The organism is Rhodococcus sp. 05-340-2 (assembly GCF_002258915.1).
In the GTDB taxonomy this organism is placed as follows: domain Bacteria; phylum Actinomycetota; class Actinomycetes; order Mycobacteriales; family Mycobacteriaceae; genus Rhodococcoides.
Map to the genome: position 1 here is coordinate 437,960 of NZ_NOYU01000006.1, position 13,805 is coordinate 451,764.

The following is a 13,805-nucleotide window of genomic DNA, read 5'->3' on the forward strand; positions in this document are numbered from 1 at the left end:
ACCCCTAGCGTCGACTGTTTCGGTTCTGCAAAGCCTGCACCTACGGACGAGACTTCGCCACCCGACAAGATGTCCAATGCATCGCTTCGAATCAGGACGGAATGTCGGTCTCTCGGGCCAGGGCCCTGACGCCCGCGATGAAGGTGTCGAGACCGAGCTTCTCGAACGCCGGACGCGAGGTGGGATCGCCGAGATGTTCGGCCGACGCGAGGATGTTCGGGAACTCGTCGGAATCGAGCGACTCCATCGTGGACGCCACCTCCCGCTCGACGTGTGCCCGACGCTCCGGCTCGACCTCTACACCGGTGAACAGTGGCTCGGTGATGAGTGAAATGGCGACCCGGACGCCGTGACGGGCCAGCTGGGTGGCGTCGGGAAGGGAGAAACCGGCCTCGCCGAGGACCCTCAACACCAACTCCATCGCCTCTCTACTGTTGGGTGAGAACAGCATTCGAGGAACCACGATGTCGGCTGCGCCCGGGTGGGCGCGTAAGGCGCGTATGAAATCCTCGAGCACGGTCCGTAACTGCTCCCACCACGGTGCCGCGGGATCCACGGTGATCTCGAGGTCCTGGCACACGCGGTCACCCATGGCATCGAGTAGCTCGTCCTTGTTCTTCACATGCCAGTAGATCGCCATGGGGGAGACGCCCAGTTGGGTGGCGATCTTGCGGATGGTGAGCGAGTCCAGTCCGCGACGGTATGCGACGTCCAACGCGGCGTCGACGACGGCTGTCCTGGTCAAGCGTGGCATCGGCAGAACTATACAGGTGTACGAGTCGGTGCTAGCGTGACTTGTACTTAGTACGAGAAAGGGGTGGAAGATGGACGACGTCATCCTCGTCGGCGGCGGAATCATGAGCGCGACACTGGGAACGCTGTTGCAAAGACTGGAACCGACCTGGTCGATCCGAGTGCTCGAGCGATTGCCTCGAGTGGCCGCGGAAGCATCCGACGGATGGAACAACGCCGGCACCGGGCATGCCGGTCTGTGCGAGACCAACTACACGACACTGCGATCCGACGGAACCGTCGACGTCGATCGAGCCGTGGGCATCGCCGAGCAGTTCGCGACCACCCGTCGCTTCTGGTCGACACTGCCCCAGGTGGACTTCGTGCGCCCGGTGCCGCACATGACGCTCGTACGAGGTGCAGACAACGTCGAGTTTCTGCGCGCACGGCATCGTGCAATGAGTGCTCACCCACTGTTCGAGGCCATGGAATACACCGAAGACGCTGCGGTGCTGCAGCAATGGGCACCGCTCGTGGCAGAGGGCAGGACGGGGCGGTGGTCGGCGACCCGCGATGCGACGGGTACCGACGTCGACTTCGGCGCAGCGACGCGGCAGCTGTTCGACGCCATGGCGGTCGCAGGCGCGAGCGTCGAGACCGGCCGTGAAGTGCGTGGATTGCGCCAGAACAGAGATGGGTCCTGGCGACTCGACGTGCGGGGCGGTCGGCCGGTGGAGCGTGCTCGCTTCGTCTTCGTCGGAGCCGGTGGATGGGCTCTGAAGTTGCTGCGCCGAGCGGGAATTCCCGAGGCGCGAGGCTACGGACTGTTGCCGATCAGCGGACAGTTCCTACGCTGTGATCGGCCCGAACTGGTGGATCGGCACGATGCCAAGGTCTACGGGACACTGCCCATCGGAGCTCCGCCGATGTCGGTGCCGCACCTGGACACTCGAATCGTCGACGGGCGGCGATCGGTCCTGTTCGGACCGTACGCAGGGGCGAACCCGAAGTTTCTGAAACACGGATCCCTGATGGACCTGCCGCGCTCGATCGAGGCGGACAACATCGGCTCGCTGCTGTCGATGGCCCGTCGCAACACTCCGTTGATCGGGTTGCTGCTCTCCGAGTTGACCGCGACGCGGAGCAGGAAGATCGCCGCGCTGCGTGAGTTTCTGCCGCGCGCCGACTCCGCGGACTGGTCTATCGCCCGCGCCGGTCAGCGCGCTCAGATCGTGAAAAACGGTGCACTGCAGTTCGGCACCGAAGTGGTTGCCTCGCAGGACGGTACGATAGCGGCCGTGCTCGGCGCGTCGCCCGGTGCGTCCACTGCCGTACCCATCCTGATCGAGCTGTTGAATCGGTGCTTCCCGGAACGGCAGTGGGACTCCCACCTGAACGAGCTGCTCACCGGCTAGCCTGTGGCGGTGGGAGACACAGAGGTGGGGTACCGACAGATCGCCGACGACACCTGGGCATTCATGCGGCCGCCCGGCAGTTGGGGACAGACCAACACCGGACTGATCGTGAGCCCGGGGTCCGCGTCGATGCTGATCGACACCGTGTGGGATGTGAACTGGGCGCAGCGGGTCGCCGTCGACACCGCCGAACTGGTTGCCGACGCGCCGATCACCGAAGTACTCAACACCCACTCCGACGGTGATCACTGGTGGGGAAACGACACCGTCCCCGCCACTGCGCGCATCACCACCAGCGCCGCGTCTCTGCATGCCATGAAAGAGGAGACACCACCGAAAGGGGTTGACGCGTTCGCCTCTCTCGGTGCGAAGATCGGTTGGGTGCCGGGACCGGTCGGGGCAATGGGCTCCTACATGAACCGGGTCCGCGGCGACGCCACCTTCCCCGGGGCTCTGCCGCGGCTGCCCGATCACACCTTCGAGACCACCGACACCATCGATGTGGCAGGAAGATCCGTCCATCTGCGCTACCTGGGCCCGGCGCACACCGAGGGTGATCTCATCGCTCATCTACCCGACGTCGGAGTCGTGTTCGCCGGCGACCTGCTGTTCATCGACGCCACCCCGGTGCTCTGGCACGGTCCGCTGCAGAACTGGATCGACGCCCTCGACCATCTCCTCGAGCTCGACGCCGCCGTCTACGTCCCCGGCCACGGACCCCTGTGCGGCACCGACGAGATCCGCGCCGTCCGCAACTACTGGACCTGGGTGTCCGAGGCCGGACGCAACTGCCTCGACGCCGGACTCGACTCCACCGAGGCCGCCCGAAACCTGCTGAAATCGAACGAATTCCGGCAATACGCACACTGGGACTCACCGGAACGACTCATCCTGAGCATGAGCACCCTCTACCGCCTGTGGCGCGGCGAGAAGCCTGCGCCACCCACGCTGACGCGTCGAGCACGGGCGTTCGCGGACGCGGGACGGTTCCTGCGAGAGCAGTAGGTGTGCTCACCGCGAGTGCAGCTCCGGCGAACCGAACTGCTGTGTCAACGATGCCCCGTGTGCGAACAGGTCGGAAAGATCTAATCTATCCGCGGCGGGTTCGAGCACAATGGTGGTGGCTCCTGCGTCGATCCATCGTCGGATATTGCTCGGGGCCGCATCGGACTCGGAGCCGAACGACACGTAGACGACCACGTCGTGATCGGGCCCGCCGTCGATGTGCCCGATGGCTGTTCGCACCTGATCCGGTGACGTCTCGCTGGTGAGGATGGTCCCCGTGCCGTGACGGCCGCTCAGGGCGAGAGTCTTCGGCCCCGTCGCACCGACGAGCAGCGGCGGCGGTTGCAGCGGAGGCCAATTCAGCTGCACGTTGTCGAGTGAGACGTACCGACCCTGCACGGTGACGCTCTCGCCCGCCAACAGTGCGGTGAGCGCTGTCATCTGCTCGCTCAGCAACGTCAGGGGCGACTGCACTCGCGCCCCGATCTGGCCCATCCACGACTGCACACCGTGTCCGAGCCCCACGCGGAGCCGTCCCGGGTGGACTCGGGCGATGGTAGCGATCTCCATGGCTGTGGCTGCCACGTTCCGCATCGGAGTGGGTAGCACCCCGATGCCGACGTTCACGCGTTCGGTGGTCGCGAGAACCAATGCAGCAGTGGACACTCCACCGGAATAGAAGCAGTCCTCCCACAACCACACCTCGTCGACGCCCGCACGGTCGGCCGCACGTGCCGCCTCGACGAGATCCTCCGGCGCAAGTTCGGGTCGGAGTACGACGCCGATTCGAGTCATGGCACTCTTCCTTTCTTCTCAGCGAACGAGGTACGGGGACACCGAACTTCGGTGCTCATCGATATCGAGGTCCTTGCCCAGTGGCGGAAACGCACGTTGCGGGCAGTTCGAGCGTTCGCACACCCGGCAGCCCGCTCCGATGGGCGTCGCCGCCGCCGACCCCTGCACGTCCAGACCGTCGGCGTACACCAGCCGTCCGGCGTGGCGCAGTTCGCAACCGAGGCCGATGGCAAAGGTCTTGCCGGGCTGGCCGTATCGCGCGGCGCGTCGCTCCACGGTGCGCGCGATCCACAGGTAGCTGCGGCCGTCGGGCATCTCGGCGATCTGTGTCATGATCTTGCCCGGGTAGGCGAACGTCTCGTACACGTTCCACAGCGGGCACGTGCCACCGCTGGACGAGAAGTGAAAACCTGTGGCGGACTGACGCTTCGACATGTTCCCGGCGCGATCGACCCGCACGAACGAGAACGGCACACCCCGTAGCTCGGGTCTCTGCAAGGTGGAGAGTCGATGGCAGATGGTCTCGTAGCTGACCGAGAAGAAGGCCGAGAGCCGCTCGATGTCGTACCGGAAATCCTCGGCCACGTCGTGGAACTGGTGGTACGGCAACACCGTCGCGGCTGCGAAGTAGTTCGCGAATCCGAGCACGGCCAGCTTCTTCGACGACTCGCTGGTGAAATTGCCCTCGTCGGCCATCTTCTTCAGCAGATCCCCGCATTCGAGATAGGCGAGTTCGGCGGCGTACTTGAACACCTTCTGCCCGCCGGAGAGATGCGGTGAGATCTCCAGTACTCGCGTCTGCGGATCGAACCGGTGCAGCACATTCTCGCCGAGGTCGATGCGATTGACGATCTGCACGTCGTGGACCGTCCGCAATCGCTTGGCGATCTCGCCGCCGACGTCGGCGCGATGGAACCGAATTCTCGAGGTCAGAGCTTCTGCCGCAGTGTCCAATTCGTGCAGATAGTTCTGCCGCTGATAGAAGTAGTCGCGCACTTCTTCGTGCGGCTTGCTGATGGAACCACTGCCACTGCCGTCGGAGAAACGCTCCTCGGTAGCGGCCAGCAGCTGAGCCGTCGTATTGCGGTATCGGCGGTGCATGTTGACCATCGCTCGTGCCAGCTGCGGGTGCGAGCTGACCATCTGCGCGATCTCGTGCGCATCGGCGTCGATGCCCATGTCCTGATCGAGCGCCACCTCGCGGAGTTCGGCAACCAGCCTGGTGTCGTCCTCGGAGGAGAAGAACGACGTGTCGACGCCGAACACCTCGGAAATCCGCAGCAGTACTGGCACCGTCAACGGACGCACGTCGTGCTCGATCTGGTTGAGATAACTGGCCGAGATTCCCAGCTTCTGCGCCAGCGATACCTGACTCATGCTGCGTTCGCTGCGGAGCTGCCGAAGCCGCACGCCGACGAAGGTTTTGGACATATCGCCAGGCTACGCCTGCGAAGAATTGACTTAACAGCATTGGCAACTAGCTGCTGAGTCACAATTCGATGTTGTTCGGGAACATTAGCCGAAGTAAAGGCGTATACCGGTATACGAGCTATTCACCACGCACCACGAGGAGCGGTCATGTCCAACCGTCAACGCACTTCCGAAATCGTCAGGGACGTCGTCGTATTCGTCACCGGAGCCGTACTCGTCGCATCCACCGTCTGGCTGCCCGTCCAGGGAGACCAGGAAGTCACCGGTGCCATCCTCGTGCTCGGCATTCTCGCCGCATCGACCGCGCTGTGGGCGATCGGATCGTCGTCCAGGCAGAGTCACTGGACCCACGTCGGCCTCGGCCTGCTGCTCGCGGTCTCGCCCGCGCTGATGGTGTTCCCGTCCGGATTGCTGGCAGCGGACCTGTTCGCCATCGTCGGCGGACTCGTGATCGCCGCCATGGGTGCGCTCGGGGTGCTCTCCTCGCGTCGGACTCCGATCACCTCCCGGGTGATTGCACACAGCGACGAGCACACCGGCGTTCGCGTCTGAGCCTTCTCTGCAACCGGCGCTCCACTCCCGGGGGCGTGCGCGATGAATATCGTGCGCGGCCCCGGGAGTGGAGCATTCTGTGCAGTCATCGCCTCGATTCCCGACGTCGCCGGATCACCGACGCAATCTCGCCGGCGATGACGTCCGGTTCGGCCAGCACGTCGAATGCCGAGTAGCGCAGCACCAGCCAGCGATCGAGCACCAAAGCGTTCTGCCGACGCCGATCCTTGCTGAATACCCCAGCTGCACTGTGGAATTCACGCCCGTCCACTTCGATGATCGTTCGGCTGCGACGGTCGACGAGGTCGCAGATGTACGGACCGACTACCGCATTCATCTCCAGGTACAGCCCGATCCGGTGCAGCGCGCGTCCCAACGCCCGCTCCGGTTCCGAGGCGAATCTGGTCACCGCCAGCCGAACTTGGCGAGCCAACTCTGCGTTGCCGCGTCGACCCGGGAATCGTTCGAGCAGGCGGAGCAGTGACGCGGGGTCGAGTCCGAATTTCAGGCGTTCGTCGATCAGCAACTCGGCCTCGGCGCGGGGGAGTACCGCCAGGCAATCGAGAATCGTCTGTGCGGGCGCGGTGCACGGCAGGGACTCGACCTCGTCGACGAGCCTGGAATCGAGTGCGCGACGATGTAGCCGAAGCCATGGCGGTGGCCGCAACCTCGCCGAGCGAGGGACGGTGGCGTCGAGGGTGGTCGGTTCGGTCGTCCAGCCCCGCAGGTATGCGGCCGACCGGTGACTGAGCACGGCGTCCGGTCGCCACAACGAAACGGCCCGACACCGATCCATCGTGGACGGTTCCCCGCGCATGTGGACCGTCGGCAGAACACGGGTGAAGCGCCGCGAGACGGTGCTGGGGTGGAGCCCGGAGGCCAGGAGCTGCTGAAGGGTGGCGGGTCCGGGAGTGGAGCCTGCGGAATGACCCTGGGGTCCGGGAGTGGAGCCTGCGGAATGACCCTGGGGTCCGGGAGTGGAGCCTGCGTCGGCGTTGTCGGGTGTCATGGATGCAGCGTCGGCGATGCTGTAGGTGTCCTCCGACGCTCGACCTGGGGGAATGCAGTGCCCTGTGGATAGCTGCGTGTCTGTGGATGAGTGCACGTAGCGCTCCATTCGGGGGCGTCGGACGCGTGATTTCGTGGGAAGTGGCGTCGAGTGGAGCGCCCCGCGCATGTCCACATCTTGAGATCGGGGTACTGTGATGTCGGTCACAAGACCGGCAGTTTCTGACTCGATTCAGACGCCCCCGGCAAACCGTACAAGCGTCCTGTATGAGTTTTTGTTCATTGCGTTCATCAACTGGGGATTCATCGCTACTGGCGAGTAACCACGCCGTCCGATCGGAGAGGTTTGCGCCGACCGAAAATTTGCAACATTAGCAACAGTGTCGGGAAAGCTAGCCAAGATTGGCACTAACAACTGGTAGACGCCTGTTTTCGGGTGTGCCATTGTTTTGGAGTACACCAGAAGGGCCTGGCAACGATGTGAAGATTCGTCTCGAGGCAGGCCGAGAAGCAGAAGAGACTGGAGCTGAAGATGTCGACCACCGGCACCCCGAAGACCATCGCCGAGATCCAGCAGGATTGGGACACCAACCCCCGCTGGAAGGGCGTCACCCGTAACTTCACCGCACAGCAGGTCTCCGACCTCCAGGGCACCGTCGTCGAAGAAGCGACACTCGCTCGCCGCGGCAGCGAGATCCTCTGGGACCTCGTGAACAACGAGGACTACATCAACTCGCTCGGTGCCCTCACCGGCAACCAGGCCGTGCAGCAGATTCGCGCCGGCCTTCAGGCGATCTACCTCTCCGGCTGGCAGGTCGCAGGCGACGCCAACCTCTCGGGCCACACCTACCCGGACCAGAGCCTCTACCCGGCCAACTCGGTGCCGTCGGTCGTCCGTCGCATCAACAACGCTCTCCTGCGCGCCGACGAGATCGCCAAGATCGAGGGCGACACGTCCGTCAAGAACTGGGTTGCACCGATCGTCGCCGACGCCGAAGCAGGCTTCGGTGGCGCACTGAACGCCTACGAGCTGCAGAAGGCCATGATCGTGGCCGGCGCCGCAGGCGTCCACTGGGAGGACCAGCTCGCATCGGAGAAGAAGTGCGGCCACCTCGGCGGCAAGGTTCTGATCCCCACCCAGCAGCACATCCGCACCCTCACTTCGGCACGCCTCGCGTCCGACGTCGCCGACGTCCCGTCGGTCATCATCGCCCGCACCGACGCCGAGGCAGCCACGCTGATCACCTCCGACGTCGACGAGCGTGACCGTGAGTTCCTCGACGGAACCCGCACCGCAGAAGGATTCTTCGGCGTCAAGAACGGCATCGAGCCCTGCATCGCCCGTGCGAAGGCCTACGCCCCGTACGCCGACCTCATCTGGATGGAGACCGGCGTGCCGGATCTCGAGGTCGCCAAGAAGTTCTCCGAGTCGGTTCGCAGCGAGTTCCCGGACCAGCTGCTCGCCTACAACTGCTCGCCTTCGTTCAACTGGAAGGCACACCTGGACGACGCGACCATCGCCAAGTTCCAGAAGGAACTCGGAGCCATGGGCTTCAAGTTCCAGTTCATCACCCTCGCAGGCTTCCACTCGCTCAACTACGGCATGTTCGACCTGGCACACGGCTACGCCCGCGAAGGCATGACCGCGTTCGTCGACCTGCAGGAGCGCGAGTTCAAGGCTGCCGAAGAGCGCGGCTTCACCGCCATCAAGCACCAGCGTGAGGTTGGCGCCGGCTACTTCGACCGCATCGCCACCACCGTCGACCCCAACACCTCGACGGCTGCACTGAAGGGCTCCACCGAAGAAGGCCAGTTCCACTGAGCCGCCTCTCCTGACCTTCTAGCGCACCAGTCAGGCGGCCCCAGCGATTCGCTGCGGGCCGCCTGATTTGTATCGCCTGGGTTCTGGGCGTACCCCGGAAGAGTTACCCCCATCTCGCTTGAACCTGTTGTGCCGCAACATCTATGACTAGGAGCTTCCTGTGACGGTCGAGAGGGTGGGGATCGTCGGAGCCGGGCAGATGGGGGCAGGAATTGCCGAGGTCTGCGCCCGCGCCCATGTCGACGTGTTGGTCTACGAACAGACTCGTGAGCTGACGAGCGCCGGACGCACCCGCATCCTGAAGTCCCTCGATCGCGGAGTGAGCAGCGGCAAGATCACCGAACGCGAGCGAGAGCACGCTGCGGCAAGGCTGCGATTCACCTCCGACCTCGCCGACTTTCGCGATCGCCAGCTCGTCGTCGAAGCAGTACTCGAAGACGAGAAGATCAAGGCCGACATCTTCGCCGAACTCGACTCGGTGGTGACCGACCCCGACGCCGTCATCGCCTCGAACACCTCCTCCATTCCCATCGTGAGCCTGGGAGCCGCGACGACGGCACCCGGCCGCGTCGTCGGTCTGCACTTCTTCAACCCGGTCCCGGTACTGCCACTCGTCGAGCTCGTCACCACCGACCTGACCTCACCGGCAGTGGCCGACCGCGCCGAGCGATTCGCAGGCGATGTCCTCGGCAAGCAGGTCGTGCGCTCAGCAGATCGCTCGGGCTTCGTCGTCAACGCGTTGCTGGTGCCGTATCTGCTCTCTGCGATTCGCATGGTCGAATCCGGATTCGCCACCAAGGAAGACGTCGACAAGGCGACGGTGCTGGGTCTGGCGCACCCCATGGGGCCACTCGCACTCGCCGACCTCGTCGGCCTCGACACGGTCAAAGCCATTGCCGATTCCATGTATTCGGAGTTCGAGGAACCTCTCTTCCTGGCGCCGCCGCTGCTGCTGCGCATGGTCGAATCGGGCCGCGTCGGAAAGAAAGCCGGAGCCGGTTTCTATCGCTACGAGAACGGCCGAATCGCAAAGTAGACACCGCCCCGGGCGGGTTGCCCCGCGACGGACACCGGAGCGCTATTGTCGGTCTGCGAAACGCAGTCACTTCGATCACAGGAGCGTGTCAGTGAGCAAGTCCACGAAGTCGAACGGTGTGGTTCCCAAGGCATTCGGGATCGGGTTGGCCGCCACCGGTGCCGCCCACTTCGTGGTGCCCGAGGCATTCGAGGGAATCACCAAGCTCCCGTTCCCCAAGGACACCAGAACCTGGATCAGTCGTAACGGTGCCACCGAATTGGCCGTCGGCGCGGCGATCGCGTACCCCAAGACGCGTAAGATCGGACTGGTCGGTCTGGGCGCATACGTACTGTGGCTCGGGGCCAACATCGCCAAGAACAGCTGACGTTACTGTTGCAAACGACTCGTTTAGAGCAGGAATAGCCTGGTCGAGGCGGTAGCTGCCTTGCGCTCTCACTGATGCGTAGGTAGCAATGTAGATATGACTTCAGCTACCGCTTACCAGGCCACCGCTCCGGACGCCCCGCTCGAGAAGGCGACGATCGAGCGACGCGCAGTCGGACCGAACGACATCCTCATCGACGTCAAGTTCGCCGGCATCTGCCACTCCGACATTCACACCGCCCGTAACGAGTGGGGCGGCACCACGTACCCCGTCGTTCCCGGGCACGAGATCGCAGGCATCGTGGCCGAGGTCGGCTCCGAGGTGACCAGCCGCAAGGTGGGCGACCGCGTCGGCGTCGGCTGCTTCGTCGACTCCTGTGGCGAGTGCGAGGCGTGCAAGGACGGCGACGAGCAGTACTGCACCAAGGGCGTCGTCCAGACGTACAACTCGAAGACCTACGAGGGCGAGTTCACCCACGGCGGCTACTCCACCCAGATCGTCGTGACGGAGAAATTCGTTCTCGGCATCCCGGAAGGCGTCGAGCTCGACGTTGCCGCACCGCTGCTGTGCGCGGGCATCACCCTGTACTCGCCGCTCAAGCACTGGGGAGCAGGACCGGGCAAGAAGGTCGCCATCATCGGTATGGGCGGCCTGGGCCACATCGGCGTGAAGATCGCGCACGCTCTCGGTGCCCACGTCACCGTGCTGAGCCAGACGGACGCCAAGGAAGCCGACGGCAAGGCCTACGGTGCCGACGAGTACTACGCCACCAAGGACACCACCGCCCTCAAGGATCTGCAGGGCAAGTTCGACCTCATCCTCAACACGGTCTCCGCGAACCTGCCGATGGGCAAGTACCTCGGACTGCTCGCCCGCAACGGCACCCTCGTCGAGCTGGGCGTTCCCGAGAAGCCCCTCGAGGTGCCCGCGTTCAACCTGCTGGCCAACCGTCGTTCCTTCGCCGGTTCGATGGTCGGTGGCATCGCCGAGACGCAGGAAATGCTGGACTTCTGCGCCGAGCACCACATCGGTGCCGAGATCGAGGTCATCCCGGCCGAGAAGATCAACGAGGCATACGACCGCGTCGTCAAGTCCGACGTGCGCTACCGCTTCGTGATCGACGCAGCCACGCTGTAACTGTTTCCTTGGACGCGTGAATGGTCCATTGACCTGCCCAGACGGGGTCAATGGACCATTCACGTCATCGAAGCGGGTTCAGCTCTCGGCCAGCCGCTTCTTCTCGTGCTCGACGTCGAAATCTGCTGTGGGCCAATCGAGATCGAGCTTCTCCAGGGCGTCGATCAGGATCTCCGTGACCGCAAGTCTGCTGTACCACTTGCGGTCGGCCGGAACGACGTACCACGGCGCATGATCGAAGTCCGTACGATCGAGCACCCGCTGATATGCCTGTCGGTACTGCGGTAGGAAGCCACGCTCGGTGACATCGCCCGGGTTGTACTTCCAGTGCTTCTCGGGTCGATCGAGCCGCTCCTGCAATCGCTTCTTCTGCTCGTCGGCCGACACGAACAGGGCCACCTTGACGACGACCGTGTCCTCGTCGACCAGTTCCTTCTCGAAGGCGTTGATCTCGTCGAATCGCTTCTCCCACACCTGCCGTGGCACGAGGTCGTGGACCGCGACGACGAGAACGTCCTCGTAGTGGGATCGATCGAACACCCCGATCCGGCCGGCCCGTGGAAGGGCTTTGCGGATGCGCCACAGGTAGTGGTGCTGCTTCTCCTGCTGGGTGGGTACCCCGAACGACGCGAGGTCGACGCCCTGCGGATCGACCATCCCGATGACGTGCTTGACCATGCCGCCCTTGCCTGCGGTGTCCATGCCCTGCAGCACCAGCAGAACCGACTTGCTGCCGCCTGCGCGGCCGTGGGCGTAGAGCTTTTCCTGGAGTGCCGCCAGCACCGCTCCGCGCTGCTCGAGGACGTCGTTGCCGTGTGCTTTCGCGCCGTCGAAACCCGGAGTTGCCGTGAAGTCGATGTCCTCCACACGGGGAGAGGCGCTGGCGCGCAGCACATCGACGGGAGAGAGCGTCCACAGTTTCGACTTGTCGGCCATAGGCGGAAGACTACTTCTCTACCATGGGATTCATGGCCCCTACCATTGCAAAAGCAGAAACCGTGTCGCGTGAGCAACTGCTCGAGTTCGTCTCTCCGCGGCACCACCACACCCTGATCACTCGCAAGCGCGACGACGGTCTGCAGGTCTCCCCGGTGTCCGCCGGGGTGGACTCGGAAGGCCGCATCGTCATCGCCACCTACCCCGAGCGCGCGAAAGTGCTCAACATCCGCCGCAACTCCGCCGTCACGGTGCTGGTGCACAGTGACGACTGGAACGGCGACTACGTCCAGGTCGACGGTACGGCCGAGATCATCGATCTTCCCGACGCCGTCGAACCTCTGGTGGAGTACTTCCGCAGCATCGCCGGCGAGCACTCGGACTGGGACGAGTACCGCGCGGCGATGGTGAAGCAGGGAAAGTCGTTGATACGCATCGTGATCGACACCTGGGGCCCGATCGCCGCGGGTGGATTTCCCCCGGGAAGAGTGTGACAAGCCCACCCGGGAGAGTGTGACAAGCCCCCGGGAAGAGTGTGACAAGCCCGCCAGGGAGGGTGTGACTAGCCCTTCAGCGGTGCCGCGAACAGTGGCACGGCGTTCTCGAGTGCGTATCGGGTGCCTGCGACCGAGGCGGCCGAGAATGCGTTGGACAGGTTCGTGTCACCGAGTACGACGAGGCGTCCGTCGCGTGCCGACGGCAGGCCCTGGATCGACGGGTTGTCGGTGATCACCTCGGGTCCGGTGCCGATGGGGAACATGACGGTGAGGTCGGCGTCGAGCGCGGCGATGTTCTCCTCCGACAGTTCGATGCTGAACGCTCCGGGTTCGGCGAGGGTCTGGATGGCCGGGGTGTTGGTCAGGCCGAGTGATTCGAGGAAGTCGACGCGGGTGTCGCCGCGGACGTAGGCACCGACCTGTCCGCTGTAGAGCGTGCCGACGGCGACGGTCTTGTCGGCGAATTCGGGGTTGGCCGCGATGGTGTCGTCGAACAGTGTCTTGGTGTCGTCGACGAGTTTCTTGCCCTCGTCGACCTTTCCGAGCGCTTGGGCGACGATCTCTGTCTGGCCGTCCCACGTGGTGCCGTAGGCGACGTCGGTTCCGGGCGGTGCCGCAACAGTGGGGGCGATCTCGGACAGGTCGTCGTAGACGGCTTTGTCGTTGGTGCTGCGAGTCCACAGGATCAGATCCGGCGCCAGCGCCGCGATCGATTCCATGTCGACGTCGAAGGTGCCCACGATCGTGGGGTCGGTGTCGTAGGTCTCGTCGACCCACGGACCGAGCCCGTTTCCGCCGACGCCGAGCCAGTCGCTGGCACCGACGGGCTGGACGCCGAGCGCCAGCGCGGTTTCGGCGTCCGACCATCCGAGTGCGACCACTCGCTGCGGGTTCGCAGGTACCTCGACCTCGCCGAACATGTCGGTCACGACGACGCCGCCGGACTCTGCCGAGTCGGTGGCGCCGTCGGAGTCACTACCGTCGGAGCTGCATGCGGTGAGGGTGAGGGCAAGGGCGAGGGCTGCCGCAGGCAGAGCCGACGAACGTGAGATGCGCATAGGGCACGCTAACC

At 64.4% G+C, this 13,805-nt stretch carries 14 protein-coding genes; 8 read left to right on the top strand and 6 right to left on the bottom strand.

Annotated features, from left to right (window positions below):
- Window positions 1-91: 91 nt before the first annotated feature.
- Entirely contained in the window at window positions 92-754 is a 663-nt protein-coding gene (locus CH271_RS03590; RefSeq protein WP_179274746.1) for a TetR family transcriptional regulator, read from the bottom strand.
- Between the two features lie 70 nt (window positions 755-824).
- Between CH271_RS03590 and mqo the strand changes: the two genes are divergently transcribed.
- Together mqo and CH271_RS03600 are read left to right on the top strand one after the other, a co-directional pair.
- Window positions 825-2,147 carry a malate dehydrogenase (quinone) gene (gene mqo, locus CH271_RS03595; protein WP_094632673.1) on the top strand — a complete coding sequence of 441 codons (1,323 nt, stop codon included), beginning with the start codon at window positions 825-827 and terminating at the stop codon, window positions 2,145-2,147.
- Between the two features lie 9 nt (window positions 2,148-2,156).
- Window positions 2,157-3,152, top strand: coding sequence for an MBL fold metallo-hydrolase (locus CH271_RS03600; protein ID WP_256986175.1), 996 nt, complete (start codon window positions 2,157-2,159; stop codon window positions 3,150-3,152).
- A gap of 6 nt (window positions 3,153-3,158) precedes the next feature.
- Here CH271_RS03600 and CH271_RS03605 read toward each other — a convergent pair whose 3' ends face one another.
- A complete protein-coding gene (locus CH271_RS03605) occupies window positions 3,159-3,947 on the bottom strand; it encodes an LLM class flavin-dependent oxidoreductase (protein ID WP_094632674.1) in 789 nt (262 codons plus the stop codon).
- Between the two features lie 18 nt (window positions 3,948-3,965).
- Window positions 3,966-5,378, bottom strand: coding sequence for an acetate metabolism transcriptional regulator RamB (ramB, locus tag CH271_RS03610; protein WP_037186857.1), 1,413 nt, complete (start codon window positions 5,376-5,378; stop codon window positions 3,966-3,968).
- A 147-nt stretch (window positions 5,379-5,525) separates the two neighbouring features.
- Here ramB and CH271_RS03615 point away from each other — a divergent pair, with 147 nt between their 5' ends.
- Window positions 5,526-5,930, top strand: coding sequence for an SPW repeat domain-containing protein (locus tag CH271_RS03615; RefSeq protein ID WP_094632675.1), 405 nt, complete (start codon window positions 5,526-5,528; stop codon window positions 5,928-5,930).
- A gap of 85 nt (window positions 5,931-6,015) precedes the next feature.
- Here CH271_RS03615 and CH271_RS03620 read toward each other — a convergent pair whose 3' ends face one another.
- Window positions 6,016-6,939 carry a DUF559 domain-containing protein gene (locus tag CH271_RS03620; protein ID WP_143546000.1) on the bottom strand — a complete coding sequence of 308 codons (924 nt, stop codon included), beginning with the start codon at window positions 6,937-6,939 and terminating at the stop codon, window positions 6,016-6,018.
- Window positions 6,940-7,470: 531 nt separating this feature from the next.
- Here CH271_RS03620 and aceA point away from each other — a divergent pair.
- The 4 genes from aceA (at window position 7,471) to CH271_RS03640 (ending at window position 11,300) form a co-directional block, all read left to right on the top strand.
- Entirely contained in the window at window positions 7,471-8,760 is a 1,290-nt protein-coding gene (gene aceA, locus CH271_RS03625; RefSeq protein WP_037186862.1) for an isocitrate lyase, read from the top strand.
- Between the two features lie 160 nt (window positions 8,761-8,920).
- On the top strand, window positions 8,921-9,796 hold the full coding sequence (locus CH271_RS03630) for a 3-hydroxybutyryl-CoA dehydrogenase (protein ID WP_037186864.1): 876 nt from the start codon (window positions 8,921-8,923) through the stop codon (window positions 9,794-9,796).
- A gap of 91 nt (window positions 9,797-9,887) precedes the next feature.
- A complete protein-coding gene (locus CH271_RS03635) occupies window positions 9,888-10,163 on the top strand; it encodes a hypothetical protein (RefSeq protein WP_037186866.1) in 276 nt (91 codons plus the stop codon).
- 96 nt (window positions 10,164-10,259) lie between these two features.
- A complete protein-coding gene (locus tag CH271_RS03640) occupies window positions 10,260-11,300 on the top strand; it encodes an NAD(P)-dependent alcohol dehydrogenase (protein ID WP_037186868.1) in 1,041 nt (346 codons plus the stop codon).
- 78 nt (window positions 11,301-11,378) lie between these two features.
- Here CH271_RS03640 and CH271_RS03645 read toward each other — a convergent pair whose 3' ends face one another.
- On the bottom strand, window positions 11,379-12,236 hold the full coding sequence (locus tag CH271_RS03645; RefSeq protein WP_094632677.1) for a PPK2 family polyphosphate kinase: 858 nt from the start codon (window positions 12,234-12,236) through the stop codon (window positions 11,379-11,381).
- 32 nt (window positions 12,237-12,268) lie between these two features.
- On the opposite strand from CH271_RS03645, the gene CH271_RS03650 reads away from it, so the two are divergent.
- The gene (locus tag CH271_RS03650; protein WP_094632769.1) at window positions 12,269-12,730 is read left to right on the top strand and encodes a PPOX class F420-dependent oxidoreductase; all 462 of its coding nucleotides are present in this window, start codon (window positions 12,269-12,271) and stop codon (window positions 12,728-12,730) included.
- A 68-nt stretch (window positions 12,731-12,798) separates the two neighbouring features.
- Here the strand turns inward: CH271_RS03650 and CH271_RS03655 are convergent, their stop codons facing one another.
- Window positions 12,799-13,791, bottom strand: coding sequence for an iron-siderophore ABC transporter substrate-binding protein (locus CH271_RS03655; RefSeq protein ID WP_037186870.1), 993 nt, complete (start codon window positions 13,789-13,791; stop codon window positions 12,799-12,801).
- Window positions 13,792-13,805: the final 14 nt, after the last annotated feature.

What these genes read in the sequence shown, in the direction of transcription:
- CH271_RS03590 (WP_179274746.1), bottom strand. Translation starts at nt 754, where the DNA reads ATGCCACGCTTGACCAGGACAGCCGTCGTCGACGCCGCGTTGGACGTC.
- mqo (WP_094632673.1), top strand. Translation starts at nt 825, where the DNA reads ATGGACGACGTCATCCTCGTCGGCGGCGGAATCATGAGCGCGACACTG.
- CH271_RS03605 (WP_094632674.1), bottom strand. Translation starts at nt 3,947, where the DNA reads ATGACTCGAATCGGCGTCGTACTCCGACCCGAACTTGCGCCGGAGGAT.
- ramB (WP_037186857.1), bottom strand. Translation starts at nt 5,378, where the DNA reads ATGTCCAAAACCTTCGTCGGCGTGCGGCTTCGGCAGCTCCGCAGCGAA.
- CH271_RS03615 (WP_094632675.1), top strand. Translation starts at nt 5,526, where the DNA reads ATGTCCAACCGTCAACGCACTTCCGAAATCGTCAGGGACGTCGTCGTA.
- CH271_RS03620 (WP_143546000.1), bottom strand. Translation starts at nt 6,939, where the DNA reads ATGACACCCGACAACGCCGACGCAGGCTCCACTCCCGGACCCCAGGGT.
- aceA (WP_037186862.1), top strand. Translation starts at nt 7,471, where the DNA reads ATGTCGACCACCGGCACCCCGAAGACCATCGCCGAGATCCAGCAGGAT.
- CH271_RS03640 (WP_037186868.1), top strand. Translation starts at nt 10,260, where the DNA reads ATGACTTCAGCTACCGCTTACCAGGCCACCGCTCCGGACGCCCCGCTC.
- CH271_RS03645 (WP_094632677.1), bottom strand. Translation starts at nt 12,236, where the DNA reads ATGGCCGACAAGTCGAAACTGTGGACGCTCTCTCCCGTCGATGTGCTG.
- CH271_RS03650 (WP_094632769.1), top strand. Translation starts at nt 12,269, where the DNA reads ATGGCCCCTACCATTGCAAAAGCAGAAACCGTGTCGCGTGAGCAACTG.
- CH271_RS03655 (WP_037186870.1), bottom strand. Translation starts at nt 13,791, where the DNA reads ATGCGCATCTCACGTTCGTCGGCTCTGCCTGCGGCAGCCCTCGCCCTT.